The organism is Mesorhizobium sp. C120A (assembly GCF_030323105.1).
In the GTDB taxonomy this organism is placed as follows: domain Bacteria; phylum Pseudomonadota; class Alphaproteobacteria; order Rhizobiales; family Rhizobiaceae; genus Mesorhizobium.
Genome location: NZ_CP100476.1, coordinates 1282227 through 1308019, shown reverse-complemented (window position 1 = coordinate 1308019; position 25793 = coordinate 1282227). Strand labels below are relative to the sequence as shown.

The following is a 25793-nucleotide window of genomic DNA, read 5'->3' as shown; positions in this document are numbered from 1 at the left end:
CGGCGATGTCGGTTTCTGCCCACCCCAAACGTCCTTGGGTGAACAGACAGGGAGAACTTCATGACTCGCAGCAAGGTGGTTTCGCGTGAAGACTGGTTTGAGGCGCACAAGGCGCATCTGGCGCGCGAGAAGGAATTGACACGGTTGCGTGAGCGCATCGCCGCCGAGCGGCGTGAACTGCCCTGGATGAAAATCCGCAAGGACTATGTCTTCGAGACCGAGCAGGGTCCGAAGAACCTGGCCGGACTGTTCGGCGCCAACAGCCAACTGATCGTCTACCACTTCATGATGACGCCAGGATCGAACCACCGCTGCGAAGGATGCTCCTTCCTTGCCGACCATATAGACGGCGCCGATCAGCATCTCAGGCACCACGACGTGTCGCTGGTGGTGGTTGCGCGCGCGCCGCTGGCGGAACTGCTGCCTTACAAGCAGCGTATGGGCTGGAAATTCGACTGGGTGTCGTCCTACGCCTCGGATTTCAACTTCGACATGCAGGTCTCCTTCACCGACAAGCAGATCGCGGCCGGCGACACCACCTACAATTTCGAGACGCGTCCGCGCACGTCAAAGGACCTTCCCGGCACCAGTGTTTTCTACAAGGAAGAGAACGGCGACATATTCCTTACCTTTATGTCGCGCGCCCGCGGCGGCGAGGCCCAGATCGGCACTTACGACTATCTCGACATGACACCGAAGGGCCGCGGCGAAAATGGCCCTTATCATAGCCTGATGGACTGGGTGCGGCTGCATGACGAATATCAGGACAAGCAGGCGGACAAGCCGAACTGCTGCGACTAGAAGCTCGTTCACCTCAGGCGAAACTTGCGCTAAGGCTGCCGCTGATCTCTAAACGGTATCGCCATGCGCTTCCCGGCCCTTCTTACCTGGCTCGCCTACCCCGTTTATGTCTGGCAGGGCCTCGGCGTGCGCCGCCGCACCACCCGCATGCTGCCGGCACAAGGGCCGGTCATGCACGAAATATCGGGCAAGGCGCCGGCCATCTCGCTGCTGGTGCTGGGCGATTCCTCGGCCGCTTCCGTCGGCATCGGCAATTCCGAGAACGGGCTTGCCGCGCAGCTTGCAATGCTGGTCGCAAAACGAACCGGCCTTGCCGTGCGCTGGCGCGCCGCCGGGTTCAACTCGGCAACGTCGGGCCAGATCCGCGACCATGTGCTGCCCAATCTGTCGGCCGATCGGTGGACGCATATAGTGCTGGCCATCGGCACCAACGACACCAAGAATTTCCACTCGGTGCCGCGCTTCAAGAAAGAGTTCGGCGGCCTGCTTTACGCGCTGCGCGCCAAATGGCCGGAGGCCCGCGTCGTCTGGTCGCCGGTGCTGGAATTCACCCGTGCGCCGGCCATGCCGCCGCTGCTCGGCAAGATACTCGAAATCCGCGCTACCGCAATGAACCGCATGGGCGAGCGCCTCTGTTTCGAGCGCGGCGCCGTGCCGGCGCCACGGCTGCCGATCACCAACCCTGAGGCCGGCTTTGCCTCCGATGGCTTTCATGCCTCGGAAGCCGGTTACCGCGCCTGGGCCGAACATCTGGTCGGATGGGTGCTCGCCGATTGACCTGAGGGGGCACAAGCTCGGACTGGTGGGCTTCAGAGAACTGACGCGAGTATTTCCAAATACTGTTGATTGCAGCCTGCTTCCAATGGATCTGAGCCAGAATATAATCCAGCAGCAATGGATGAGCTACGGCCTGGATTCCGAAACCGGCAACGACACCTGCACGCTGACCGGCAACCGCGCCGAATCGGGCAAGCATGTCATTCCGGCCGGCCCGGCCAACGGCACGCCTTTTATTGCGGCGAACCTGCCGGAATTCATGACGACGCGCGGTGGCGATTACTTCTTCGTGCCCAGCCTCAACGCCATCCGGATGATTGCCATGGGAACGGTGGACCCGACCTGACCCTCAAGGCTATGCCCAGTGCCCCAGCGCACCCGCCAGCGCGATGGCCGCCATGGCGATCAGGGCCAGCTTCCAGAAATCGCCGCGCCGCTTCAGGCCCGGCCAGCCGAGCGGCTTGATCAGCTGAATGGCCATCATGCCGATGATGACGAGCGCGAGGAGTTTCGACATGCCCGCCTTTGAGCAGCATCGCGACAGGCTGTCAAAGCGGTTCTTGCATGGTCTCGGTCGACTTGGCCATTCCTGACAAAAGGCTCGTTTCCGAACCGACCGCCAAGCACCTCGCAGCTTTCTTCAACGAGCTGACATGCTCCTGACAGACTGCTGTCAGGAGGGGTATGCGATAGTGTCTCCATCAGAGAAGAGGAGATGGTCATGAACAGCTTTGGTATTTTGAACAGCGTACAGCACTATGTCGGCAAGATCCGCACGATGCGCAATGAAGTCCGTACCCAGCGCTTCCTGAACTCCTTGCCGGCGGACATCCGCAAGGACATTGGCTGGCCGGATATGTATGAGGGTCACAGCCGCATTCGCGAGATCTGAGGCGTTTTACATGACAATGCTTGGATGCGGACCCCGCAACGCCCGGATCATTGACATGGACCCCCGGGCAGCGACCCCTCGGGCTGGCGCAAAAACTTTGGCGCCTGCTACGGACAATGCTGAAGGCTCCTGACAGAATGCTGTCAGGAGCACCATGCCATAAACGTGTCAGGAGACATGAATGGTGAAAAGCTGGAACGACAGGCTGAACACGCCGGGCGTCAACGGCGTGAAGCCGACGCCACGCACAATGGGCGACGTCGTCGAGGGCCAGCCGATGCTGGTGCCGACGCCCCGTCAGGTCGATGATTTCATCCGCACGATCCCCAACGGCGTCGAGATGGATGTACGCGCCTTGCGCACTGCGCTCGCCATCGAGCATGGGGCGCAAGTGACATGTCCGGTCACCATCGGCTATCATCTGCGCACCGTCGCCGAAGCCGCCAATGAGGATCTCGAACGCGGCATGACGCTGAACGATATCACGCCGTACTGGCGTGTGCTCGACGTGAACACGCCGACAACGAAGAAATTGTCCTTCGGCGCGGAATTCGTCGCCGTGCAGCGCAAGCGCGAAGGACTTAAACCATAATGCGTGTCGCCCAAAAGTGCGCAGCGGTTTTTGGGAGAACGACAAGCATAAAACAGGAGATGGATGTCACCCGGAACCGGTTTCGGGACCGTGACATTCATAGAAAAGCAGCCGAGGGACCATACGATGCGACGTGCCGACAGGCTCTTTCAGATCGTGCAGCACCTGCGTGGCGGCCGGCTGGTCACCGCCCAGAAGCTCGGCACATGGCTCGAGGTTTCCGAGCGGACCATCTACCGCGATATCGCCGATTTGCAGTCGACCGGAGTGCCGATCGACGGCGAGGCCGGCGTCGGCTACATGATGAGGGAGGGTTTCGACCTTCCGCCGCTGATGTTCACGCGTGACGAAATCGTCGCGCTGGTCGCCGGCGCCCGCATGGTGCGGGCCTTTGGCGGCGCGGCCATGGCGCGTGCGGCCGACGAGGCGCTGGTCAAGATCGGCGCCGTCCTGCCCGACGCCGAGAAGGACCGCATCGCCCGCACCGAGATCCACACGCCCATGTGGGTGGTGAGCGACGCCGCGCGTGAGGCGATCGACGTGATCGAGCGCGCTGTCGAGAAGCGACAGGTGCTGACCATCGACTACCGCGACGAGGCCGGCCGCGGCACCGGGCGTGACATCCGTCCGCTCGGTCTGTGGTTCTGGGGCAAGGTATGGACGCTGGTTGCCTGGTGCGAGATGCGCGACGATTTCCGCGCCTTCCGCATCGACCGCATCGCCTCGGTGGTCATTGCCGGCCGTATCTTCAAGCCGGAGCGCGGCAAGCAGCTCGCCGATTTCTACCGCGCGGTCGAGCGCAGCGAGGATTATGGCATGACGCCGGACCGGGCGGCGCGCAGCTGAGATTTCGACAATCAGTTAAAAAGCCCGCTCGAAGCGGGCTTTTTTGTTGAACTGTCGCAAATCTCACTCGTCGTCCGCATCTTCCTTCTTGGACTTGAGCGCCGAAAGCTTGGCGAACACGGCGTTTGCGTCGAGCTCGGCATCCTCGTCCTTCGGCTTCTCCGGCGCCGGCACCAGGCGCTCGGTCACGGCAGCCGGCAGCAGCGTGTCGCCGACAGGCTGCGCCTGCTCGCGGCCGCGCGAGGCGCGGTTGACTTCCATGTCGAGGTCGATCTGCGAAGCGAGACCCAGCGTCACCGGGTCCATCGGCTGCAGATTGGCCGAATTCCAGTGCTTGCGCTCGCGGATCTGTTCGATCGTCGACTTGGTCGTGCCGACCAGGCGCGAAATCTGCGCGTCCTTCAATTCCGGATGGTTGCGGACCAGCCACAGGATGGCGTTGGGCCGGTCCTGGCGCTTCGACAGCGGTGTGTAGCGGGGACCCTTGCGCTTGGATTCCGGCACCCGCACCTTGGGGTCGGACAGTTTCAGGCGCTGGTTCGGATCCTTCTCGGCGCGCGCGATCTCGTCGCGGGTCAGCTGTCCGGTCATGATCGGGTCCATGCCCTTGATGCCTTGCGCCGATTCGCCGTCGGCGATCGCCTTGACCTCGAGCGGATGCAACCCGCAGAACTGCGCGATCTGCTCGAAGGACAGCGCGGTGTTGTCGACCAGCCAGACGGCGGTCGCCTTGGGCATCAGCAGCGTATTGGCCATTTCAAAAATCCTTCTCGTTCGCCCGCGTTCCCGCGCGGGCGGTGGTTTAGAGCCACCAAAATGGGAAATTCGCGGCCTGTATAACCGCTCCGCTGCCGTTTCGCAATGTTTTTGGCGCAGGGCGCAGCCGCCGGACACCGGACAGCGGGGGAGGCCAGGAGGACCTCGGCTCCGGCGATCATTGATGCCGAGTTGTACAGGGGGTCCAAAACGACAAAACCCGCCGGACAGGGTCCAGCGGGCTCGGAACCGGCGACGGGATACCGTCTGCGGCGGCTCTTGCTTCTGCCGCGTGGTCAGGCCTCACTGGCCGACCATGCTTCGAATTAGATGGCCTTGCGGGCAATCCTCTCGATGTCGCCGCGGCTGATGCCGAGGTCGCTGAGCTGACGGGCGTTGAGCTTGTTCAGCTCGCGCACGGTTTCGTTGTACATACGCCAGTTACGGAAAGCGCGGATCGGGTTCATGGTTGTCCTCCAGTTGTTGGATCAAATCGTTTCGATGACGCTTAGATAGGCAGTGCTGCCCACGAATTGAACAGACGTCTTTGCATAGCCGCAATGCAAATGCTGCATTGCAGCATTAAGCTTCTGTTCATCTTGCCGACAGGCTGAGCGCGGAGCATGGGGCGAGATTCAGGCCAGGCCGAGCCGAGAATGGCGGCTCCCGAGAACCGGCCTACGCCGGCCGTAGCCTTAACTGCCGCAACCCTCATGAGGGCTTCGGCCGGCGAAGGCCGGAAGCGCAGGGAGCCGCCATTCGCAGGCCGGCCTCACCTGAATCTCGCCCCATCTAGCCGACGTCGAGAACGATCTTGCCTATATGCTCGCCCTCTTCCAGGCGCTCATGCGCCCGCCAGGCGTCGGTCAGCGGGAAGATCATGTCCATCACCGGCGCTACCTTCCGGGTGCCGAGCAGCGGCCACACCTGTGCTTCCAGTGCGGCGGCGAGCGCCGCCTTGAACTCGACCGTGCGAGGCCGCAGCGTCGAGCCGGTGTGGGTCAGCCGCTTGACCATGATTTTCGAGAAATCGGCGCTCGCCACCGCGCCGGCCTGGACGGCGATCTGGACGATCCTGCCCTCGACCGCGGCGGCCTCGTAGTTGCGCGCGATATAGTCGCCGCCGACCATGTCGAGAATGACGTCGGCCCCCTTGCCGCCGGTCGCATCCTTGACCGCCGCGACGAAATCCTCCTCGCGGTAGTTGATCGCCCGGTCGGCGCCGAGCTTCAGGCAGGCGTCGCATTTTTCCTTGCTGCCGGCGGTGGTGACGACATAGGCGCCGAAGGCCGACGCCAGCTGGATCGCCGTGGTGCCGATGCCCGATGAGCCGCCATGGACCAGCAGCGTCTCACCCTTTTTCAGGCCGCCGCGCTCGAACACATTGTGCCAGACGGTGAAATAGTTTTCCGGAACCGCGGCCGCCTCCGTGTGGGTGAAGCCGGCGGGCAGCGGCAGCACGCTGCCGGCATGAACCTTGACATATTCGGCATAACCGCCCCCCGGCGTCAGCGCGCAGACCCGGTCGCCGATGCGCCAGCGCGATATCTCGTCGCCAAGGGCGGCCACTTCGCCCGATGCCTCGAGACCGGGCAGGTCGGAAGCGCCGGGCGGCGCCGGATAGGCGCCCTTGCGCTGCTGCACGTCGGGGCGGTTGACGCCGGCCGCACGCACCCGGATCAGGATTTCGCCGGGACCAGGCACCGGCACGTCGCGCGTTTCCGGTTTCAGCACCCGCGGCCCGCCCGGTTGCGAGATCGCGATGGCCGTCATTGTGGCTGGAATTTTATGTCCGCTCGCCATGAAATTTCCCGTCTCGGTCCGGCGGTCTGTCGCCGGCTGCCAGCTTCTTGCCGGCTGTTTGCATCTACGCCCCTGCCCTATGTATGCTGATTGCCGGATCAGGCAAATGGCCAAACCAGCCCAATACTGAATAGGGAGGAGCGACGATGGCGATCTTCGACGACGAACCCAAAAAGAAAGCCCGCCCGCATGAGATCGGACAGGATCTGGCGCTGCTTTCGGTCGGTGACCTGACCGAACGGATCAGCATCCTGCGCGAGGAGATTGCCCGGCTCGAAGCCGAACTCCAGACCAAGGGCAGCACCAAATCGGCGGCCGAAGCCCTGTTTCGCCGCGGCTAGTTTTCGCATTAGTTTCGGCGTTGAGCATCCGCCGCCGAAAAGCCCGAATGCGCCTGTCTTCAGACCCCGCCAACAATCTCCAGACGGATCAAACAATGTTTGCAAGCTACAGGCCGATCCTCTCGCTGCTTCGCGGCACCGCTTTCCTGCTCGCGGCTTCGGGGCTGCACGGCCTGTTGTTGCCGTTGCGCGGCCAGATCGAAGGGTTTTCGACCGCATCGCTCGGTCTGATGGGCACGGCCTGGGCCGGTGGCTTCGTCACCGGCTGCTTCTTCGCACCGCGCCTGGTGCGCCGCGCCGGCCACGTCCGGGCGTTCGGCGCCTTTGCCGCTTCGGGCGCCATCGTGGCGTTGCTTACCGGCCTGATCATCGACGAATATGTCTGGATCCTGCTGCGCGCCTTCACCGGCTTCACCATGGCCGGAGCCTTCATGGTCATCGAAAGCTGGCTGAACGAGAAGGCCACCAACGAGAACCGCGGCACCGTCTTCGGCCTCTACATGATGGTCACCTATGCCTCGATCATGGGCGGCCAGATGATCGTTGCCGGCGGCGACGTCAGATCGGCGTCGCTGTTCATGATCACCGGCATATTGTTCTGCCTGTCGCTGATCCCGACCGCGGTGTCGTCGGCTTCGTCTCCCAAGCCTTTGCAGGACGTCAAGCTCGACGTCAAAGGTCTCTACGCCAACTCGCCGGTGTCGGCGATCGCCTGCCTGTTGGTCGGCATCGCCAATGGCGCCTGGGGCACGCTTGGCGCCGTCTACGGCGCCCGTATCGGCATCTCCACCGCCCAGATCGCACTGATGATGAGCCTTGTCGTTATTGCCGGCGCGGCCATGCAGCTTCCGGCCGGACGCCTCTCCGACAAGACCGACCGCCGTTTCGTGCTGGCGGGCGCGGCTTTCGGCGCCGCACTGTTCGCCATCCTGATCTTCCTGTTCGAACCGCGTTCCGCCGTCCTCGTCATTGTCTTCGCCGCCGCCTACGGCGCCTTTGCCTACACGCTCTATTCGATCGCCGTGGCGCATGCCAACGACCACGCCCGATCGGAGGATTTCGTCAAGGTCTCGGGCGGCCTGCTGCTTCTGTATGGCTTCGGAACCATGATCGGGCCCCTGCTGGCTGCCGCCCTGATGGGTTGGCTCCGCCCCGAAGGCCTGTTCCTGGCCACCGCGCTGGCGCATCTCAGCCTCGCCGCCTACACGTTGCTGCGCATCAGCCGCCGCGCGCCGGTGCCGATCGAAGACCGCGACGCCTTCAAGACCCAGCCGGCCGATCGCTCGGTCACCCCTGAAGCACTGCGGCTCAGAAAAGCGGAAGCCGACGGTTGAGATTTGAAAAGCTTTGCCCCACAAGTATAGGCATGATCTTTTCTGACGCCTTCATGGCGATTGCGGACCCCAACCGGCGCTATCTTCTGGAAGAGCTCCGGCGTGGCCCGAAAACCGTCAACGAACTGGCTTCGGGCCTGCCAGTCTCCCGCCCGGCCGTGTCCCAGCATTTGAAAGTGTTGCTGGACGCCGGTCTGGTTCAGGCCAAGGCCGAGGGCACGAGGCGGGTCTATACAGTCAGCAGTGGCGGCTTCCTCAAGCTCAATATTTGGCTTGATCAGTTCTGGGAAGCATAGGCCGCGATTCCAGCTCGCCTCCCTGGCTTTCAAGTGTCCGTTGCCAGCGCCTTGCCCAGCGCATCGAGCAGGAATCCGGTACCATGCTCGCGCGATGACGGTGTGTCGTGCCCATCGAGAAACGCGCCCTGCTCGGTGAGCACCAGACGCGTGCCCGTGCCTTCCGGGCGAAGCTCAATTGTCGCCAGCGAAACCGAGATTCTGACATCACCGAACAGCATGTCGTAGCTGTAGACGATGCGCTGGTTGGGCACGATGTCCTGATAGGTGGCGGTATAGGTGTGGATCGGCCCGTCCTTCGGCCCGCCGGCATTGACCTCCTGGCCGCCGACGCAAAAATCCATTTCGTGCCTGTGGGTCATCGGGTTGTCGGGGTCGGCGAACCAGCGCCGCTTGGCGGCCGGATCGCTGAGCGCGAAATAGACTTTCGCCGGCGCAACCGGATAGAGGCGCTCGAGGACGAAGGTGGAGTGGACGACGGATCGTTCGGCCATGGTCGGGTCCTCTTGGTCAGCTTGATGGTTTCTGCGCGACGAAGACGCCGTCGCGATAGGACGCGCCGAAATAGACTTCGACGGCGCGCAACCTGTCGCCATGGAACAGATGCAGTTCGGTGTTGCGGAAGGTCTTTCCGTCCGCCGTCTCGCAGCGATAGAGGACAAAGGCGGCGTCCTCGTCCTCGCATATCCGCTCGATGACGATCGAGCTGAAGGCCGGGTTGTCCGGCCAGCAGCGCTCGAAATAGGTCGCACGGTCGATGGCGTCGTCATAGGGGCTGGTGAAGGTGAAATCGTCGGCGAGCACCGCCGCGACGGCAGCCTTGTTATTCGCCTGGTAGGCGGAAAAATAGCCGCGGATCAACTCCGCTCTGCTTTTGCCGGGCATGGTCATTTCTCCTCTGCTTCAGGTCATTCGGTCCCGGCGAGAAAATCGCCGAGCCGGTCGAGCCGACGCTCCCATGTCAGCCGCCGTTCGTTGATCCAGTGTTCTGCGCTGCGCAGCGCCTGCGGCGCGATCTGGCAGGTGCGCACGCGGCCGAGCTTTTCCGAGCGCACCAGCCCGCTTGCTTCGAGCACCTTGAGATGCTGGACGACGGCCGACAGCGACATCGCCAGCGGTTCGGCCAACTGGCTGACCGAGGCCGGCCCACGCGACAGCCGTTCGACCATGCTGCGCCTGGCCGGGTCTGCGAGCGCCTGGAACATCAGGTCGAGCTGGGCGGGATCGTGCAGCATCGCGATCAGCCGTTATTGTAGGGAAAGAACTTGAAGTAGGGCTGCGCCTCCTCGACCACCCGGGCGAAGGACGGCCGCTTGAGCAGGCGGTCGTGGTAGTGTTTCACGGCCGGATAGCTGTCGCCGAACGGCTCGACCTTGTTGGCGTAGAACAGCGCCGGCGAGGCCGCGCAGTCGGCCATGGTGAAGGTGGGGCCGGCCGCCCAGATTTTCGAACGCATCTCCTCCTCGATGATCGCATAGGCGTTGCGCAGTTGCGCGCGCGCTTCCTCGACCCCGAACGGATCGGTCTTGTCCTGCGGGCGCAACCTGTCGCCGACGATCTTCTGCATCGGAGCCTGCACGTAGAAATCGTAGAAACGGTCGGCCTGGCGGACCTGGAGAGCAAGGTCGGCCTCGGCCGGGATGAGCTCGACCGGCCCGGGATAATGCGCGGCCAGATATTCGATGACGATGGTCGATTCCAGCACCGTGCGATTGCGTGCATCGTCACGCAGCGCCGGCATCTTGCCGGTCGGCGACACCTTCAGGAATGCTGCCCGCGACTGCTCGTCGCCGAGGTCGACGATAACCGGCGTAAAGGGCGTATCGTTCTCGTAAAACGCAATCAGCGGTTTCCAGCAGAACGATGCCAGCGGATGGAAATGGAACGTCAGGGACATTTTTTGCTTGTCTGTTTGCGGTTCGTCGATGCTGGAGCGGTGCCAGCCAGCGCCGACACTGAAGCATTTACTTAACTATTTCCATGAGGCGAATGTGTCAAGGTTCCAGACCGCCTTCAGGGTTCGGTATGCGCCACGATGGCGGCGACGATCGTGCCCCAGTCGTCGGGATGCAGTTCGTGGCCACCGCCTTCGACGCGGACAAGCCGCCCGCCGGCAACAGCGTCGGCAAGGGCTGCGCCATGCTCGACCGGAAAGATCGGATCCGATGTCCCGTGAATGACGAGCAGCGGAACCTTGATCTCGCGCAGGCGTCCTTTCAGATCCTCGCAGCCCTTCAGCATGAAATGGTTAGTCGCGCTCAGGAAGCCGCCGGATCGGTCGTAGTCCTGTTGGACGAACGCGCGCATCGCCTTCTCGTCGAAGGGATGCGCGGTGCTGGCGATCGCACGCGCATCCTTGACGACGAAGCCGATCACCTGGTCGCGGTCCGACCAATCGACCTTGGCGCCATCGGCCGAGTGCTCCATATAGGCCTCGGTCGTCCCCGGCAGGTGCGATGTATCGATCCCCACCGGCGAACTGCTGATCACCGTCAGTGTGATGACACGCGAGGGATGTTTCAACACCAGTCGTTGCGCGATCATGCCGCCCATCGACATCCCGACCACATGCGCCTCGCCGATGCCGCAACCGTCGAGGACGCGCACCGCATCGTCCGCCATGTCGTCGAAGGTATACGGCGGCTCGCCCGGCGCATATTTGGTCGACAGGCCGGTATCGCGATTGTCGTAGCGGATCACGAAACGGCCCTCGCTGGCGAGTTTTTTGCAGAGCGCCTCCGGCCCCCACAGCATCGAGGCCATGGCGCCCATGATCAGCAGAACGGTTGGATCGCCGGGATCCCCAAACGTCTGGGAGACGATTTCGGGTGCTGCGGCCCGTGTCATGGGACTCTCCTCGCATCGGCCAATCAAAGGTCAACCAAACTGATTGCGTTTTGCAATCGGTTGCACGATAATAAAACTGATACGATAATGCAACTGGTTTTTGAGAGAGTCGGATGAAAACCGAACACCGCTCGGGATGCCCTATCAATCTGTCGCTGGAAGTGTTCGGCGATCGCTGGAGCCTGATCATCCTGCGCGACATGATTTTTGGCGGCAAACGCCACTTTCGCGAACTGCTCAACGGCTCGATCGAGGGCATCGCTTCCAATATCCTGGCCGACCGGCTGAAGCGGCTGATGGAACTCGGCATGCTGACCAAGGCCGACGACCCCTCGCACAAGCAGAAGGCGATCTACAGCCTGACCGAGATGGCCATCACGCTGGTGCCGATCATGGCGCATCTCGGCGCTTGGGGCCGCGTCTGGCTGCCGGTGAGCGAGGAGCTTTCGATCCGGGCCGAGCTGCTGGAGAAAGGCGGACCGCCAATGTGGGAGCAGTTCATGGACGAGTTGCGCCACGACCATCTGGGCACGCCTGTCGCCACACCCGCGCGGCCTTCCGTCCGCGCTACATTGCAGGCCGGATATGAGGCGGTGGTCGCCCGCAAGGCGTCGAGCGGCATCGAGGCCCCGGCCGCTTGACCAACTTATTTCCCCATTATCAGGCCGGCTCTGCTATCAAGGGGCTGAAAAACATAATTTATGGGATTGGATAACGCTCTTGGTCGAGAACTCTAAGGATACTGCCCGCGCCAGGGCGGATATGCGTTTCAAGAAGCAGGAAGAGGCCGCCACGGTGCGGCAAAAGGCGATGGCGGAGTATGTCGCCGAGGCCGACGCCCGCCAGGCCAAGACCAACAAGCTCCGGGCATTGCGCCTTGCCAAGGAAGCGGAAGACCTCGCCAACGCCCCCGCCGCTCCGGTCAAGAAAGCGGCCCGAGCCAAGAAAAAATAGCGCGGTCTTCTTCATCGACATCCGATCTGATGCCGGCGGGATCGTATCCGCCATGTGCCACGATCCGCAAAAGCCCGCCATTCCGCTTTCCCGCGCGAAGCAATTTCAACCGCAACCGGGATTTCGCATCCCGCATGTCAGGTCGATGATTGACGCGTTTTGATCAGGAGACAGCCATGACCGCACTGACCCTCGAAAAAGCCAAGCACATCATCGACGCCGCCTTCGCCAAGGGCGCCGAGATGAAGCTCAAACCGCTCGGCGTTTCCGTGCTGGATGCCGGCGCGCATCTCGTCGCCTTCCAGCGTCAGGACGGCGCCTCGTTCCTGCGCCCGCAAATGTCGGCCGGCAAGGCCTATGGGGCGCTGGCCATCGGCATGGGCTCGCGCCGTGTCGAGGCTTTCGCCAAGGAGCGGCCGCATCTCGTCGCCGGCATTTCGGACGTTTCGGGTGGACGCGTATTGCCGGTCGTCGGCGGCGTGTTGATCCGCGACAAGGCAGGCGCCGTCATCGGCGCCGTCGGAATTTCGGGCGATACGTCGGACAATGACGAGGCCGCCGCCATCGCCGGCATCGAAGCGGCGGGCTTCACCGCCGATCCGGGCTGAGGGGGAGCTTCGTCATCCCAGGGCGAAGCAGGAGCGAAACTCCGTCGCGAAGACCCTGGGATGACGACCAGAAAGAGCAGCCACGCCAATCGCGAACGGATGCGACCATCCAACGAAGGCGGCTAGTTCAAATTTATGTCTCTACTCGCCGACCGCATCGACACCGAAAACCCGGCCAGCACATCGAACAGGGCGATCACCATCAGCGTGAAGAAGACGGAGTGCGCCGCGCCCTTCACCAGCAGGAACTCGACCAGGAACGCCACGAAGACCAGCGTCGACAACAGATGGTCCATGATCGAAGCGTTCGTGGTGCGCACCGACTTCACCATTTCGAGGAACAGGAAGATCAGCCCGATCACGACCATCAAGTCGCCGAGCGTCATCGAAAACACTCCGCCCGACATCATGCTGAACGAGAAGATCTCGGTCGCCCACGGATCGTCGCCGCTGCCGAATATTCCGAGGAGTCCGAGATTGTAGGCCACGAAGGGCACGATCAGCAGCGGGATGGCACCGAACATCAGGCGTCTCCTCTAGCAATTCCAGGAAAGCGGTTTCCCAAGGAATTGCCTAAACAATGGGGGCACCTTCTGTAGAATGCCCCGCAGGCACGCCGTCAAGATTTTTCGCTAGCGCCCGCAAACACGGAAAAAGACCGCGCGAAACAACCCTGTCAGCCACAGTTGCCCCGGCTGACCACCGACACGCCGGGATTCAGCGCTTGAACTGGCCTGTCCGCACGGCGGCGCCGATAGCGTTGAGGATGAAAAGGCCGGCGGTCATCGAGGTGATCTCGTTGACGTCGCGCGCCGGCGCGATCTCGACGATGTCGATGCCGACGACACGTCCCTTGGCGAACAGGCCCTTGATCAGTTCGATCGTCTGCCGGTAGCTGATGCCGCCAGGCGCCGGCCCTTCGACCGCCGGCATGACAGCGGGATCGAGACCGTCGGCATCGATGGTCAGGTAATAGCGGCCACGGTCCGGGATGCGCTTGAGCAGCGCCGCCGTACCGATATCCTGCCATTCATTGGCGGTGACGATGTTGGAGCCGTAGGCGCGGGCCGCCTCGACCTCCTCGAGCCGGGCGCTGCCCTGGCCGCGGATGCCGAGCTGGAAAATCCCGGCTATATGCGCCATCTCCGAAGCGCGGCGGATGGGGCTGGAATAGCCTTCCCTGACCCCGTTGACATTGTCGCGCCAGTCGAGATGGGCATCGATCTGAACCAGGGTGATCGGCCCTTCGTCGTCAAGCGCCCGCAGGATCGGGATTGGAATGCCGTGATCGCCGCCAATGGTGATCGGCAAGGCGCCGGCGACGCGGATCTTGCGGATCGCCGTTTCGGCCAACCTGTAGTGGCCGCCGGCGGCATCGCCGGGAACATCGCCGACATCGACCACCTTGACGTCCTGCCCGTCGAACAGGGTTCCGCCAATGTCGAAATCATAGCGGTCGAGCCCGAGGCTGATGCGCTGCGAGGCGCGCCGCACCGCGGTCGGCGCGTTGGTCTGGTCGTTGACCAGCTCGTCGATCGTGTAGGGACTGCCGTAAGGCATGCCGATGATGGCGACATCCGCCTTCAGCGCATCGAGGTCCTCGACCAGCGGGAAGTTCATGAAGGTCTGGAAGACATCGCGGGGTGCTGTGGTGAGCTTGGTCATGCGGTCCCTCTGAAGCCGGTCGATCATCGCGCGGAAGCGCCGCGACAAGGCATGCGGACTCAATACAGCACCGCCGCCGCAGCTTGTATCGCCACGGACGCCCGGTCTTTGGCATAGTTGGCGGCGCGGCGCACCAAACGCAAAAAAAACCGGCCAATGGCCGGTTCTTTTGGCATTCAAACCCTTCGAAAGCTGGTCTCAGCTTTCCTTGGGCGTCAGCACCTGGCGACCGCGATACATGCCGGTCTTCAGGTCGATATGGTGCGGGCGGCGCATTTCGCCGGAATTCTTGTCCTCGACATAGGTCGGGGCCTTGAGAGCGTCGGCCGAGCGGCGCATGCCGCGCTTGGACGGAGAGGTTTTTCGTTTCGGAACGGCCATGGATATGCTCCACTACATGGTCAAAATGCCCCGATAGCCCTCGTGAAAGGGCCGCGTCAGGGCCATAATCTGAGAAAGTCGGGTGCCTATACACGCCCTGCGCCGTTTTGGCCAGCACCGTGGCGATTTTTTTTGAACTGGCAGCGGTTCTACCTAATCAAGACAACCGACATACGCGCCCGAACGGCCGGCGCGGCGTTCGATCAGCGACGCCAGCCGCCGCAGACCCGGACCGGGCTTGGCCGGATTGCGGGCGATCGGATTGGGCAGCGAGACGGCCAGCAATGCCGCCTGCCGCCGCGACAGCTGTTTGGCCGAAACGCCGAAATGGTGCTGCGCCGCCGCCTCGATGCCGTAAATGCCCGGCCCCCATTCGGCGATGTTGAGGTAGATCTCCATGATCCGCCGTTTCGACATCACCGCGTCGAAATAGACGGCCAGCGGCAGTTCGACCACCTTGCGCACCGAGCCCAGCGGCCGCGACCACAGGAAAAGGTTCTTCACCGTCTGCATGGTGATGGTCGAGGCGCCGCGCGTCGCCTCGCCGGCCAGCGCATCGTCGACGACGCCGCGCAATTCGCCGAGATCGATGCCGCGATGGAAGCAGAATTGCCCGTCCTCCGACATGATCACCGAATTGGCCAGCACCGGGGACACATCGTCGATCGACACCCAGCGCCGGTCGTAACCGGAGAAGGTCGCGAGGTCTTTGACCATCAAGGTCGATATCGGATGCACGAAGGACGGCAGATAGAGGAAGGTCAGCACAATGGGTATCGCCGCCAGCACGACGGCGACGACCAGGCCGCGCCGTGCCAGGCGCTTCAGACCGGCGCGGTTCACGCGCCTTGGTCGCGCCATCTCAAACCCTTCGGTTTCATGATCGACGATCGGTTCCGTCAAGCCGCCCCCACCCGCGCCACTCTCCCGCCTCCGGCATAATGGCGCGAGGCTTCTTGCGCAACGTCTGAGTGTCGGCTACCGCTCCCGGCCATGACGAAAGACGAGCAATTGGCCTTTGAGGCCGCACTTCTGGGGCGGGCGGCGGCGATCGAGGCCGGGCTCAGGCTGCTGCTCGACGGCCGCACGCTTGCCGGCGAGATCGCCCGACCGGAGCGTCTGATGGCGGCCATGCGCCATGGCGTGCTGAACGGCGGCAAGCGGCTGCGCCCCTTCCTGGTCATGGAAAGTGCCGCCCTTTTTGGCGCCGATGGCGAGGCGGCGATGCGCGTGGCGGCGGCGCTCGAATGCGTGCATTGCTATTCGCTGATCCATGACGATCTGCCTGCCATGGACGACGACGATCTGCGCCGCGGCCAGCCGACCGTGCACAAGGCCTTCGATGAAGCTACCGCCATACTTGCCGGCGATGCGCTTCTGACGCTTGCCTTCGATGTCCTCGCCGATGAGGCGACGGCGCTGCCGGCGGAGCGCAGGGCGGCGCTGGTGCTGGCGCTGGCGCGCGCGGCTGGCACCGGGGGCATGGTTGGCGGGCAGACGCTCGACCTCGAAGCCGAGCGCAACAGGCCGGACGAAGCCGGCATTATCCGGCTGCAGGCGATGAAAACCGGCGCGCTGATCCGCTTCGCCTGCGAAGCCGGCGCGATCATTGCCGGCGCCGCACCGCAGGACCGCGACCGGCTGGCCGAATTCGGCTCGGCGGTCGGGCTTGCCTTCCAGCTTGCCGACGACCTGCTCGACCTGACCGCCGATGCCAGCCAGATGGGCAAGGCGACCGGCAAGGACGCAGCCGCCGGCAAGGCGACGCTGGTGGCGCTGCATGGCGCGAACTGGGCGCGCAGCCAGCTCCATGGGCTGGTCAAGCAGGCCCATGAATTGCTTGAGCCTTACGGTGAACAGGCAGCCTTGCTGAAGGCAGCGGCAAGCTTCGTGGCAATCCGCAACAACTGAGGTTTGGGCAATCGGATGCCGAACCGTTTTCGGAATTTGTCGGCCTTGCGCTGCCTTGCTTGGTGTCTCTCAAATGCCCCAAAGCAACTGGGCGCGCTATCTGACCTTGACGACGACCTTGCCCTTGGCGCGTCCTGTTTCGACGTAAGCCAGCGCCTCATTGGTCGCTTCAAAAGGAAAGACCCTGTCGACGACCGGGCGAATCGCCCCATCTTCGATGAGGGACGTGATTTTGCTCAGCTGCTCACCTTGCGCCGACATGAACAGGAACGAAAATCCCACGCCCCGGCGCTTGGCTTTGGTCCTGATACCACGGCTCAGCAGCCGCAGCAGCAGCCTTAGCACCACGTTCAGTCCCTGTTTCCAGGCAAATTCGGGATCCGGAGGACCGGAAATCGAGATGAGCTTCCCACCCGGTTTCAGCACAGTCAGGGATTTCTCAAGCGTCTTGGCGTCCTGGCTGTTCAGGACGACGTCGTAGCCCGACAGGATTTTCTCGAAGTCGTCCTTCCTGTAGTCGACGACGACATCGGCGCCGAGATCCCTGACCAGATCGTTGCTTGCCGCGCCCGCTGTTGTCGCAACGATCGCGCCGAGGTGCTTTGCCAATTGGATGGCGAATGTCCCCACGCCGCCGGAGCCAGCCTGGATGAAGATCTTCTGGCCTGTCTTCAGACCCGCCCTCTCGATGAGAGCCTGCCAGGCGGTCAGACCGACCAGCGGGATCGAGGCCGCCTCTTCCATGCTGAGGTTCGCCGGCTTCAGCGCCACGTCGGCTTCATCGATTGCGATGAATTCGGCGAATGTCCCGATCCGGCCGTCGCGCGGCCGCGCATAGACGGCGTCGCCGGGTTTGAATTTGCGGACTTTCGAGCCCACCCTGACAACCCTCCCGGCAACGTCGTGACCGAGGATGAAGGGCCGGCGATAGGGAAGGACGAGTTTGAATTCGCCGGTCCTGATTTTGGAATCCAGCAGGTTCACCCCGGCGGCATGGACCTCGACCAGGACGTCATTGTCCAGCAGCTCCGGCTCCGGCATCTCGGCCAGCCGCAAAATGCCTTTCTTGCTATATTTATCGACAACGAATGCCTTCATGGCAGTGACTTTCTGAGAGTGTCCGTTGGTGTGCCGTTTGTGTGTGAAATTCTCCGTCCCACCGTTGTTCAGACAGGCAGGCGGAACTGCTTGCGCAAGGTCTTGTCGAACATCCCCGCGGGGGCGAAGCGGCGCAGCAGGCTGACCTGGCGCGCTGCCTTCCCTGCGGTATAGCGCCGTCGCGGACGGGCGTCGGTCGCTGCCTTGACGACCACATCCGCCACCACTTCCGGCCGGTCGGCTTTGGGCATCACATCGGCAAGCAGCGCCTTGAGACCGGCGCGCGCCTGATCGTAGTCCTTCAACAGGGAATCCGGCTCGATGCCGTTCTGGTCGAAGACGGTGCGCACGAATGCCGGCTCGATGACCGAGACGCGAATGTTGAAGGCGCGAACCTCATGATCGAGCGATTCCGAATAGCCCTCCAGCGCGTGCTTGACCGCCGAGTAGTGCGCTGAGTATGGCGCGGGCACCAATCCTAGAATCGAGCCGATGTTGACGATGCGCCCTTGGCCGCGGCGCCGCATCGACGGCAACACCGCATTGGTCATGCGCATGACGCCGAACAGATTGACGTCGAACAGAGCCTGCACCTGTGCGACCGAAGATTCCTCGGCGCCGCCAAGCAGGCCGACACCGGCATTGTTCACCAGCAGATCGATACGACCGGTCTGGGCCAGCACGGTTGCAACGAGGGCGCTGACGGACTCCCCGTCGGTCACGTCGCAGGTCAGCATGGACACCTTAGCCGGGCCGTTGCCGGCCTTGCTGCGGCTTGTCCCGAAGACGGTATACCCCGCCCGCGCCAAGGCCTCGGCACTGGCGCGGCCGATGCCCGAAGAGGCTCCGGTCACGACTGCGGTTCTTCCCGAAAGGGTACTCATTTGATACTCCACAGACATGAGGGCTAGCTTTTTGCCGTTGATTGAATTATGATCGTAATATCACATTACACCTATAATGCAATAGCAGAAAGGAAGAGCGCCATGCGCTACGAAAAGGGCCGAAAGGACGCCTCTCGCGATCGCATCGTCGAGGTCGCAGCCCAGCGTTTTCGCGGTGACGGCATCGCCGCGTCCGGACTGGCAGCCATCATGGGCGACGCCGGACTGACGAACGGAGCCTTCTATCCGCATTTCCAGTCCAAGGCGGAGCTTGTGCGTGAAAGCCTTGTAGCGGCACTGGAGGCCCAGTCGCAGCAACTGCAGGAGGTATTGGCAGCCGGTGGTCCGGAGATGGGCATAGCGGCGTATCTGTCAGCCGGGCACCGGGACAATCCGGGAGCCGGCTGCGCCAACGCCGCGCTGCTCCCGGAACTCGCGCGTCAGCCGCTCGAAACGCGACAAGTCTATACCGAACGCTTGCTGGTTCTGGTGCGTCAGCTGTCTGCAGCGCTTCCGCAGGCCAGGGATCCGGAAGGCGTTGCCATGGGCGTCTTTGCGACCCTCATCGGCGCGCTTCAACTGGCCCGCGCGGTGGCAGGGACCGAATTGTCGGATCGCTTCCTTGCGGCAGGAGCAGATGCCGCGCGCAGGCTGATCCAGCCACGTGACGGCGAGAAGGCATCCATTTAGAGATAGAGCGGCAGCAGCAAAGAGCCTGACATCCTCATCATGGCGGGCCGCATTACAAGAAGGGTCGCTTTGCCTAAAGTCATCGGCCATTGCCAGCACGAGGCCATCTCAACCTGCATCAGGGAATGACCGCATTAGGGCCGGAAGCGACTGGCAGCTTCATGGCTCGGAATCGGACGGCCACCGCGACGCAGTCCGTAAGGGGGGTAACTTGCGACGGAGGAAATCGATTGGACGCCCGAAAATCGTGCTGATGAGGAGGGATAACTCACTTTGCCAAGTTAGAGCGGCGTGTTTCGCCCCTCAGTCACGCCTTGAGACCGAGTGCCTCCACAAGAAGAGCGAACGCTGCAGTGTGCTGGCGTCGGCTGGGATAATAGAGGTGATAGCCCGGGAAGGGTTGGCACCAGTCTTCCAGCACCCGGATCAGGCGTCCGTCTGCGATGAACGGAGCGACCTGGCTCTCAAACGTGTATGCTAGCCCGAGGCCGTCGAGGGCCGCAGCCTCCAGCATTTCCCCGTCATTGATAATGAGGGGGCCATTCATCCTGACTTCAAGTTCCTCACCGCCTTTTTCGAACTCCCAGGCAAAGAGCCCGCCGCTGGTCTTCTGACGGTAGCTGATGCCTTTGTGTTCCCCAAGTTCGCGCGGTGTCTTTGGAACCGTTCGGGTTGCAAAATACGACGGTGATCCAACCACCGCCATACGCAGGTCCGGGCCGATCCTTACTGCCACCATGTCCTTCTGGACCTGCTCGCCGATCCGGATACCGGCGTCGAATTTGCTTGCAACGATGTCAACCAGACCTTCGTCCAGGCTCAATTCCACTTCGATATCGGGATACTGCAGAAGGAGTTTGGCGATGACGGGCCACAGTACTGATTTGGCAGCATACCGGAATGTCGTCAGGCGAATGAGGCCAGTGGGCTTGTCGCGCAGGGCGGCGACGGCGGCGATCTCGCTTTCGATGTGATCGAAGGCCGGTCGCAGGCTTCGCAGCAAGCGCTCTCCAGCTACCGTCACGGACAGGCTGCGGGTGGTGCGTGAGATCAGCCGGACTCCCATGCGCTGTTCCAGCGTTCTGACAGCGTAACTGAGCGCCGACTGCGATAGACCAAGCTTTGCTGCGGCGCGTGTGAAGCTGCCCGCCTCTGCTACGGCGATGAAGACTGCCAGCTCGCTGAAATCTCCGCGCCTCATTTATCAATCCCATTTCTAACTTCATGCAGATTATAGAGGCTAATCGTATCGAGTCCTATTCGCTATTTCACCAGGCAGACAACGAACGCTGAGACGGACGTGCCACAAGCCAACGCAGCATAAACTGAAAGATACCGGCCATGAAGGATATGCCTATGAACAGAGTATGGATGATTACCGGCGCAGGGCGAGGCATGGGCCTCGACTTTGCCAAAGCGGTCCTGGCCATCGGCGATAAGGTCGTTGCGACCGGTCGTAACCCAGATCGGGTCGCCAAGGCGATCGGGCAGTCGGACAATCTTTTGGTCGTCACGTTGGACGTGACCAAGCCGGCCGACGCCGACGCCGCGGTGAAGGCAACCCTGGACCGCTTTGGTCGCCTCGACGTGCTCGTCAACAATGCCGCGGGCTTCTATGCCGGCTATTTCGAGGACCTGACTCCGGCCCATATCGAACTTCAGCTCGCGTCCACCCTGACCGGCGCCATGAACGTCACCCGCGCAGTCCTGCCGGTCATGCGCGCGCAGGGTTCTGGCAAGGTCATTGCCATCTCATCGACGGCCGGCCTGGTCGGCTTTGAGTTCTGTTCTGCATACGCCGCGGCAAAGTTCGGCGTTGATGGCTGGATCGAGTCACTGCAAGCCGAGGTGGCGCCGTTCGGCATTGAAACGATGATCGTGAACCCCGGATTTTTCCGCACGGAGCTGCTGACGGACGAATCCACTCAATATGCTCCGTCATTCGTCAGCGATTACAGCGAACGTCGCGCCCAGCAGATAACGAGTTGGAAAGCCGCGAACGGCCAGCAAATCGGCGACCCCGCCAAACTCGCGCAGGCGTTGATCACTCTGGTCGACAAGCCGGAGCTGCCCCGTCGGTTCATCGCCGGTGCCGATGCTCTTGCAATGGTCAGGCAGAAACTCGCTCTGCTGCAGCAGCAGGTCGATGCCCATGAGGAGCTATCCGGCTCACTGGCCTTCGACAGCTGAACGTCGCATCCAGCACTGCCGTCGTCGCAGGTCTATTTATGAGCGCCATCGATAGGCTCATGCGAATTCTGGGGGCTAATCCGAATGTCGCGCCCGTGCTCTCCTGAGGGTTGACCGTTGGGCAACCGGCCAACGACCGAACTTCGGAATGGACGTTCCCTTTCCCACTGATGCCGCCAGGCGTCGTCGGTCCGATTAGCTTCGCGTCCTATATCCCGCCCGCCACTCGAGGAGACGACATGCCAGAGCACCGACAGCTAGCCTTGGACATCAACAGCCGGCGCCACCAGTTCAATCTTGATGTACGCGTGACTCTGCTGGATGCACTACGCGAGCATGCCAACCTGCCCGGCACGAAAAAAGGCTGTGATCATGGGCAGTGCGGCGCCTGTACCGTCCACGTCGACGGCGAGCGGGTATTGAGCTGCCTGACGCTGGCGGCCCAGGTCGAAGGCCGTCAGGTCACGACGATCGAGGGCCTCCAGGCTGCCGACGGCGTGATGCACGCAGTCCAGACCGCGTTCATCGAGCACGATGCATTCCAGTGCGGCTATTGCACCCCCGGTCAGATCATGTCGGCCGTTGCATGCATTCGTGAGGGCCACGCCGATACGGACGAGGACATCCGCGAATACATGAGCGGCAACATCTGCCGGTGCGGCGCTTACCCCCATATCGTCGCCGCGGTGCGCGATGCCGCCAGCCGCCTGAAGAAGGAGGCAGCACTATGAGACCTTTCGAGTATCTCCGCGCCAAAGATGCCGCGAGGGCGCTTGCCGAGGCTGCCAAGCCAGAGACAAGATTTCTCGCCGGTGGGACCACGCTTCTTGACCTCATGAAGCTGAATGTCGAGCGTCCTGCGCGGGTGGTCGACATCACGCGCCTTTCCGGCCTGGACACGATCGAGGTATCGGCGGATGCCATTCGCATCGGTGCGCTCGCCAAGATGAGCAAGGTCGCCGACCACGCCGATATCAAGCAGGCTGCGCCGGTGCTTTCCGAAAGCCTGTGGCGCGCTGCCTCGGCACAGCTGCGCAACATGGCGTCCATCGGTGGAAACTTGATGCAGCGAACCCGTTGCACCTACTTCCGGGACCCGGGCGCTTATTCGAACTGCAACAAGCGCAATCCAGGTTCCGGATGCGCTGCCCTTGGCGGCGTCAACCGCAACCACGCGGTGCTCGGCACGAGTGACGCGTGCATAGCAATCTACCCCGGAGATTTTGCGGTTTCCCTGGTGGCATTCGACGCCACGGTCATCATCCGGGGAGCTTCCGAACGCAAAATTCCCGCCGACGAATTCTTCCTTCTCCCTGGCGATACCCCGCACCTTGAGCATGAGCTGTCGGCCGGCGAGATGGTCGTCGGGATCGAGATCCCGCGTTCGGCAGCCCTGGAACGCTCGCATTATCTCAAGGTCCGGGATCGCGCGTCGTACGAGTTCGCCGCGGCCAGCGCTGCTGTCGGAATCGAATTGGAAGCCGATGGCAAGACAATTCGCGAAGTACGCATCGCGGTCGGCGGCCTCGCCACCAAACCCTGGCGCCTGCGCGCCGTCGAAAATTTGCTCAAGGGAAAGACGCTCGACGAGGCGACGATTCGTAGCGCCTCGTCAGCCGCCGGCGACGGCGCGAAGTCGAGCGGACATAACGCATTCAAGGTTGAACTGGCACCGAAGGTCGTGGCCCGCGCCCTGATGACGGTAGGAGGTATCGCATGACACATGGTAACGCGTTCGAACTCAACCGCCGCACCGTCTTGAAGCTCGGCGCCGGCGTAGCCGCTGTCGCTGGCGCCGCTGTCGATCTCTCGTCAAAAGCCGTTGCGGCTGAGACCGTCCCCGCCAAGGCGCCAGCTCTCGGTGCCAGGCTTTCCCGCGCCGAAGGCCCGTTGAAAGTAACCGGGCAGGCTCGCTATGCGATCGAGCAGAAGCTGGAGAACCTGGCCTATGGCGTAACTGTCCAATCGACGCGGCCGGCAGGGCGTATCGTCAGTATCGATACGTCGGCCGCCAAGGCTCTACCGGGTGTCCTGGATGTCTACACCGCGCAGAATTCCCTGAAGCTCAACAAGCCGACCGTCTACAGCAAGGGCGGCGGAGCGACCGAGGAATTTACCCCAATTCAAGACGATGTGGTCCGTTTCAACGGCATGCATATCGCGCTCGTGGTCGCAGAAACCTTTGAGCAGGCAACGGAAGCGGCAAGTCTTCTCAAGATCGAATATGAGGACGGCGACCCTATTCTCGACATCAACGATCCCAAGGCAAAAGTGCAGCCCATCGATGAGATGGGTGCCGCGTGGGGCGATGCGGCGACAGCGTTGGCCAATGCCGAGGTCAAGGTAGACGTCACTTACACGACGTCACGCGAATACAATGTGCCGATGGAGCCGCATGCGTGCATCGCTTCCTGGGACAACGGGAAAATCACCGTCTGGGAGCCCAGCCAGTGGGTTGGCGGGGCACGGAGCGTCGTGTCGGAATGGCTCGGCATCGACATCGAGAATGTGCGGGTGATCTCGCCCTATGTCGGCGGTGGGTTCGGGTCCAAGATCGGGGCACATCCGCATGTGGGGCTGGCTTGCGCGGCCTCGCGGAAACTGGGCAGGCCGATCAAGGTTTCTCTCACGCGGCCGCAGACCTTTACCGGCCTTGGCGGCCGACCGGCGACACGGCAGACACTCTCAATCGGAGCCTCGAAGGACGGAAAGATAAGCTCGATCGTCCATGAGAGCTGGAACGAGACGGCGATTGACGAAGTCCATATCGAGGCTTGCAACAATGTGACGAAGATCATGTATGCGACGCCGAACTTTTCTTCACGTCTCAACGTCGTCCCGGTCAATACGGTCCAGCCCGGCTGGAAACGGGGCCCCGGCGAAAACCCCAGTGCCTATGCTGTGGAAAGCGCGATCGACGAGCTGGCGTACGCGCTCAGCATGGATCCGGTCACGCTGCGCCTTGCCAACTGGGCGGAGACGGATCCCAGCAATGGGATGAAGTGGAGCACTCGACAGTTACGCGAAGCCTATGCCGTGGGCGCGGAAGCCTTCGGCTGGTGGAACCGGAACCCGGCCCCTCGCTCGATGCGCGAAGGCCGCGAGTTGATCGGTTATGGAATGGCCGCCGGGTCATACCCCATGATCCGTACCGCGAGCGAAGCCAAGATCGTACTCCATGCCAGTGGACAGATCGAAGTCCTCAGCGCGGGCACCGACATGGGAACGGGGACCTATACCATTCTCGCCCAGACAGCGGCTGACGCTCTGGGCGTTCCTGTTGAGACAGTCGCGGTGCGGCTGGGTGATACCCTCCTCCCCAGATCGGCGCTCGCTGGCGGCTCCCAGCAGGCCAACAACCTGACGGGAGCGGTGGACAAGGCGACCAGGAATGCACGGGACGCCTTGCTGGCGCTTGCCGCATCGGATCCGAAGTCGCCACTGGCAGCCTCGAAGGCGAGTGACCTTACGTTCGAAAACGGCTCGGTGCGACCGACCCGACGGCCGAACGGCGGTCTCAGCATCGCGGAACTGTTGAAGGCAGTGGGCAAAGACAAACTGGAAATCGAGGGTAACACCTTTGCTCCCGGCGCCACCGAGGAGATGAAGAACGGAGCTGACCGCAGTTTCGCCCAGTTGAAGGGCGCTGTGGAAGGAGGCGTCTCGGCCCATAGCTGGTGTGCGCATTTCGTGGAAGTTCGGATCGATGAGGATTTTGGCACGATCCGCGTCAAGCGCATGGTCTCGGCATTCGATAGCGGCAGGATCTTCAATCCGAAGCTTGCGGAAAGCCAGTGGATCGGCGGTATGGTCATGGGTCTCGGGCAGGCTCTCCTGGAAGAAGGTTACGTCGACCAGCGAGACGGGCGCACCATCAACGCGAATTTTGCCGACTATGCCGTCCCGGTTAACGCCGATGTGCCCGACATCCAGGTGATTTCGGTTGGAATTCCGGACATGCAGGCAACCGCTCTTGGCGGCAAAGGCGTCGGCGAGATCGGTGTCGTAGGGGTCGCACCTGCGATCGGCAATGCCGTCTTCCACGCGACCGGCAAACGCATTCGAAGCCTTCCGATCACGCTGGAAAAGCTCGTTTGAGTTCGGTCGATGCGCCCTGGTGACCCTCA

34 protein-coding genes are annotated in these 25793 nt (G+C 62.5%); 18 read left to right on the top strand and 16 right to left on the bottom strand.

Going from position 1 to position 25793, the window contains the following annotated elements:
* Positions 1 to 60: 60 nt before the first annotated feature.
* The 3 genes from NL532_RS06470 (at position 61) to NL532_RS06460 (ending at position 1924) form a co-directional block, all read left to right on the top strand.
* Positions 61 to 801, top strand: a complete 741-nt coding sequence (locus tag NL532_RS06470) for a DUF899 domain-containing protein (RefSeq protein WP_023693666.1) — start codon at positions 61 to 63, stop codon at positions 799 to 801.
* A 63-nt stretch (positions 802 to 864) separates the two neighbouring features.
* The gene (locus tag NL532_RS06465) at positions 865 to 1578 is read left to right on the top strand and encodes an SGNH/GDSL hydrolase family protein (RefSeq protein ID WP_023706280.1); all 714 of its coding nucleotides are present in this window, start codon (positions 865 to 867) and stop codon (positions 1576 to 1578) included.
* Between the two features lie 121 nt (positions 1579 to 1699).
* Complete coding sequence (locus tag NL532_RS06460; protein ID WP_155923746.1) at positions 1700 to 1924, top strand: hypothetical protein; 225 nt, start codon at positions 1700 to 1702, stop codon at positions 1922 to 1924.
* Between the two features lie 9 nt (positions 1925 to 1933).
* On the opposite strand, the gene NL532_RS06455 is transcribed toward NL532_RS06460, so the two are convergent.
* Positions 1934 to 2095, bottom strand: a complete 162-nt coding sequence (locus NL532_RS06455) for a hypothetical protein (RefSeq protein WP_023683991.1) — start codon at positions 2093 to 2095, stop codon at positions 1934 to 1936.
* A 204-nt stretch (positions 2096 to 2299) separates the two neighbouring features.
* Between NL532_RS06455 and NL532_RS06450 the strand changes: the two genes are divergently transcribed.
* The 3 genes from NL532_RS06450 to NL532_RS06440 all read left to right on the top strand — a co-directional run bounded on the left by NL532_RS06450 (position 2300) and on the right by NL532_RS06440 (position 3908).
* Positions 2300 to 2470, top strand: a complete 171-nt coding sequence (locus tag NL532_RS06450; RefSeq protein WP_023670139.1) for a hypothetical protein — start codon at positions 2300 to 2302, stop codon at positions 2468 to 2470.
* A 181-nt stretch (positions 2471 to 2651) separates the two neighbouring features.
* A complete protein-coding gene (locus tag NL532_RS06445; protein ID WP_031196067.1) occupies positions 2652 to 3062 on the top strand; it encodes a hypothetical protein in 411 nt (136 codons plus the stop codon).
* 126 nt (positions 3063 to 3188) lie between these two features.
* Complete coding sequence (locus NL532_RS06440) at positions 3189 to 3908, top strand: helix-turn-helix transcriptional regulator (RefSeq protein ID WP_023683994.1); 720 nt, start codon at positions 3189 to 3191, stop codon at positions 3906 to 3908.
* A 63-nt stretch (positions 3909 to 3971) separates the two neighbouring features.
* Here the strand turns inward: NL532_RS06440 and NL532_RS06435 are convergent, their stop codons facing one another.
* The 3 genes from NL532_RS06435 to NL532_RS06425 all read right to left on the bottom strand — a co-directional run bounded on the left by NL532_RS06435 (position 3972) and on the right by NL532_RS06425 (position 6467).
* Positions 3972 to 4664, bottom strand: a complete 693-nt coding sequence (locus NL532_RS06435) for a DUF1013 domain-containing protein (protein ID WP_023670142.1) — start codon at positions 4662 to 4664, stop codon at positions 3972 to 3974.
* 326 nt (positions 4665 to 4990) lie between these two features.
* A complete protein-coding gene (locus NL532_RS06430) occupies positions 4991 to 5131 on the bottom strand; it encodes a DUF1127 domain-containing protein (protein WP_023670143.1) in 141 nt (46 codons plus the stop codon).
* Positions 5132 to 5456: 325 nt separating this feature from the next.
* Positions 5457 to 6467 (bottom strand): NAD(P)H-quinone oxidoreductase, encoded by a 1011-nt coding sequence (locus NL532_RS06425; RefSeq protein ID WP_032893124.1) that lies wholly within the window; start codon positions 6465 to 6467, stop codon positions 5457 to 5459.
* Between the two features lie 146 nt (positions 6468 to 6613).
* On the opposite strand from NL532_RS06425, the gene NL532_RS06420 reads away from it, so the two are divergent.
* Genes NL532_RS06420 through NL532_RS06410 form a run of 3 tightly spaced genes read left to right on the top strand, consistent with a single transcriptional unit; the run spans position 6614 to position 8438 of the window.
* Positions 6614 to 6808: a DUF1192 domain-containing protein gene (locus NL532_RS06420; RefSeq protein ID WP_023701314.1), complete on the top strand. Its 195-nt coding sequence runs from the start codon at positions 6614 to 6616 to the stop codon at positions 6806 to 6808.
* A gap of 26 nt (positions 6809 to 6834) precedes the next feature.
* Entirely contained in the window at positions 6835 to 8142 is a 1308-nt protein-coding gene (locus NL532_RS06415) for an MFS transporter (protein WP_348524263.1), read from the top strand.
* A gap of 32 nt (positions 8143 to 8174) precedes the next feature.
* Complete coding sequence (locus NL532_RS06410; RefSeq protein ID WP_023670147.1) at positions 8175 to 8438, top strand: ArsR/SmtB family transcription factor; 264 nt, start codon at positions 8175 to 8177, stop codon at positions 8436 to 8438.
* 29 nt (positions 8439 to 8467) lie between these two features.
* Here NL532_RS06410 and NL532_RS06405 read toward each other — a convergent pair whose 3' ends face one another.
* The 5 genes from NL532_RS06405 to NL532_RS06385 form a co-directional block, all read right to left on the bottom strand.
* Positions 8468 to 8932 carry an SRPBCC family protein gene (locus NL532_RS06405; RefSeq protein WP_023670148.1) on the bottom strand — a complete coding sequence of 155 codons (465 nt, stop codon included), beginning with the start codon at positions 8930 to 8932 and terminating at the stop codon, positions 8468 to 8470.
* A gap of 16 nt (positions 8933 to 8948) precedes the next feature.
* Entirely contained in the window at positions 8949 to 9323 is a 375-nt protein-coding gene (locus NL532_RS06400) for a nuclear transport factor 2 family protein (protein WP_032900010.1), read from the bottom strand.
* A gap of 23 nt (positions 9324 to 9346) precedes the next feature.
* Entirely contained in the window at positions 9347 to 9673 is a 327-nt protein-coding gene (locus NL532_RS06395; protein WP_031202741.1) for an ArsR/SmtB family transcription factor, read from the bottom strand.
* A 5-nt stretch (positions 9674 to 9678) separates the two neighbouring features.
* The gene (locus tag NL532_RS06390; RefSeq protein ID WP_023683999.1) at positions 9679 to 10335 is read right to left on the bottom strand and encodes a glutathione S-transferase family protein; all 657 of its coding nucleotides are present in this window, start codon (positions 10333 to 10335) and stop codon (positions 9679 to 9681) included.
* Positions 10336 to 10451: 116 nt separating this feature from the next.
* Positions 10452 to 11285, bottom strand: coding sequence for an alpha/beta fold hydrolase (locus NL532_RS06385; protein ID WP_023754139.1), 834 nt, complete (start codon positions 11283 to 11285; stop codon positions 10452 to 10454).
* Between the two features lie 113 nt (positions 11286 to 11398).
* Here NL532_RS06385 and NL532_RS06380 point away from each other — a divergent pair, with 113 nt between their 5' ends.
* The 3 genes from NL532_RS06380 to NL532_RS06370 all read left to right on the top strand — a co-directional run bounded on the left by NL532_RS06380 (position 11399) and on the right by NL532_RS06370 (position 12847).
* Positions 11399 to 11926, top strand: coding sequence for a winged helix-turn-helix transcriptional regulator (locus NL532_RS06380; protein ID WP_023754138.1), 528 nt, complete (start codon positions 11399 to 11401; stop codon positions 11924 to 11926).
* A 79-nt stretch (positions 11927 to 12005) separates the two neighbouring features.
* Positions 12006 to 12239: a hypothetical protein gene (locus NL532_RS06375; protein ID WP_023670152.1), complete on the top strand. Its 234-nt coding sequence runs from the start codon at positions 12006 to 12008 to the stop codon at positions 12237 to 12239.
* A 176-nt stretch (positions 12240 to 12415) separates the two neighbouring features.
* A complete protein-coding gene (locus NL532_RS06370; RefSeq protein ID WP_023733046.1) occupies positions 12416 to 12847 on the top strand; it encodes a GlcG/HbpS family heme-binding protein in 432 nt (143 codons plus the stop codon).
* Positions 12848 to 12969: 122 nt separating this feature from the next.
* On the opposite strand, the gene NL532_RS06365 is transcribed toward NL532_RS06370, so the two are convergent.
* The 4 genes from NL532_RS06365 to NL532_RS06350 all read right to left on the bottom strand — a co-directional run bounded on the left by NL532_RS06365 (position 12970) and on the right by NL532_RS06350 (position 15754).
* Positions 12970 to 13371 carry a hypothetical protein gene (locus NL532_RS06365; RefSeq protein ID WP_023670154.1) on the bottom strand — a complete coding sequence of 134 codons (402 nt, stop codon included), beginning with the start codon at positions 13369 to 13371 and terminating at the stop codon, positions 12970 to 12972.
* A gap of 193 nt (positions 13372 to 13564) precedes the next feature.
* Positions 13565 to 14512, bottom strand: a complete 948-nt coding sequence (locus NL532_RS06360) for an agmatinase (protein WP_023693659.1) — start codon at positions 14510 to 14512, stop codon at positions 13565 to 13567.
* 198 nt (positions 14513 to 14710) lie between these two features.
* Entirely contained in the window at positions 14711 to 14893 is a 183-nt protein-coding gene (gene rpmF, locus NL532_RS06355; protein ID WP_008834724.1) for a 50S ribosomal protein L32, read from the bottom strand.
* A gap of 153 nt (positions 14894 to 15046) precedes the next feature.
* A complete protein-coding gene (locus NL532_RS06350) occupies positions 15047 to 15754 on the bottom strand; it encodes a biosynthetic peptidoglycan transglycosylase (RefSeq protein ID WP_050587122.1) in 708 nt (235 codons plus the stop codon).
* A 132-nt stretch (positions 15755 to 15886) separates the two neighbouring features.
* On the opposite strand from NL532_RS06350, the gene NL532_RS06345 reads away from it, so the two are divergent.
* Positions 15887 to 16804 carry a polyprenyl synthetase family protein gene (locus tag NL532_RS06345; protein ID WP_023733044.1) on the top strand — a complete coding sequence of 306 codons (918 nt, stop codon included), beginning with the start codon at positions 15887 to 15889 and terminating at the stop codon, positions 16802 to 16804.
* A 96-nt stretch (positions 16805 to 16900) separates the two neighbouring features.
* Here the strand turns inward: NL532_RS06345 and NL532_RS06340 are convergent, their stop codons facing one another.
* Both NL532_RS06340 and NL532_RS06335 read right to left on the bottom strand, forming a co-directional pair.
* Positions 16901 to 17902, bottom strand: a complete 1002-nt coding sequence (locus NL532_RS06340; protein WP_023748329.1) for an NADP-dependent oxidoreductase — start codon at positions 17900 to 17902, stop codon at positions 16901 to 16903.
* Between the two features lie 68 nt (positions 17903 to 17970).
* Complete coding sequence (locus tag NL532_RS06335; protein ID WP_023748328.1) at positions 17971 to 18786, bottom strand: oxidoreductase; 816 nt, start codon at positions 18784 to 18786, stop codon at positions 17971 to 17973.
* A gap of 102 nt (positions 18787 to 18888) precedes the next feature.
* Here NL532_RS06335 and NL532_RS06330 point away from each other — a divergent pair, with 102 nt between their 5' ends.
* Entirely contained in the window at positions 18889 to 19476 is a 588-nt protein-coding gene (locus tag NL532_RS06330; RefSeq protein WP_023828374.1) for a TetR/AcrR family transcriptional regulator, read from the top strand.
* A gap of 307 nt (positions 19477 to 19783) precedes the next feature.
* On the opposite strand, the gene NL532_RS06325 is transcribed toward NL532_RS06330, so the two are convergent.
* The gene (locus NL532_RS06325) at positions 19784 to 20677 is read right to left on the bottom strand and encodes a LysR family transcriptional regulator (protein ID WP_023828373.1); all 894 of its coding nucleotides are present in this window, start codon (positions 20675 to 20677) and stop codon (positions 19784 to 19786) included.
* A 155-nt stretch (positions 20678 to 20832) separates the two neighbouring features.
* Between NL532_RS06325 and NL532_RS06320 the strand changes: the two genes are divergently transcribed.
* The 4 genes from NL532_RS06320 to NL532_RS06305 all read left to right on the top strand — a co-directional run bounded on the left by NL532_RS06320 (position 20833) and on the right by NL532_RS06305 (position 25764).
* Entirely contained in the window at positions 20833 to 21666 is an 834-nt protein-coding gene (locus tag NL532_RS06320) for an SDR family oxidoreductase (RefSeq protein ID WP_031202736.1), read from the top strand.
* Between the two features lie 239 nt (positions 21667 to 21905).
* On the top strand, positions 21906 to 22397 hold the full coding sequence (locus NL532_RS06315; RefSeq protein WP_023711642.1) for a (2Fe-2S)-binding protein: 492 nt from the start codon (positions 21906 to 21908) through the stop codon (positions 22395 to 22397).
* The gene (locus NL532_RS06310) at positions 22394 to 23386 is read left to right on the top strand and encodes an FAD binding domain-containing protein (RefSeq protein WP_023711641.1); all 993 of its coding nucleotides are present in this window, start codon (positions 22394 to 22396) and stop codon (positions 23384 to 23386) included. Before NL532_RS06315 ends, NL532_RS06310 begins: the two co-directional genes overlap by 4 nt.
* Positions 23383 to 25764, top strand: coding sequence for a xanthine dehydrogenase family protein molybdopterin-binding subunit (locus NL532_RS06305; protein ID WP_023828371.1), 2382 nt, complete (start codon positions 23383 to 23385; stop codon positions 25762 to 25764). The genes NL532_RS06310 and NL532_RS06305 overlap by 4 nt, the downstream gene beginning before the upstream one ends.
* Positions 25765 to 25793 lie beyond the last annotated feature (29 nt).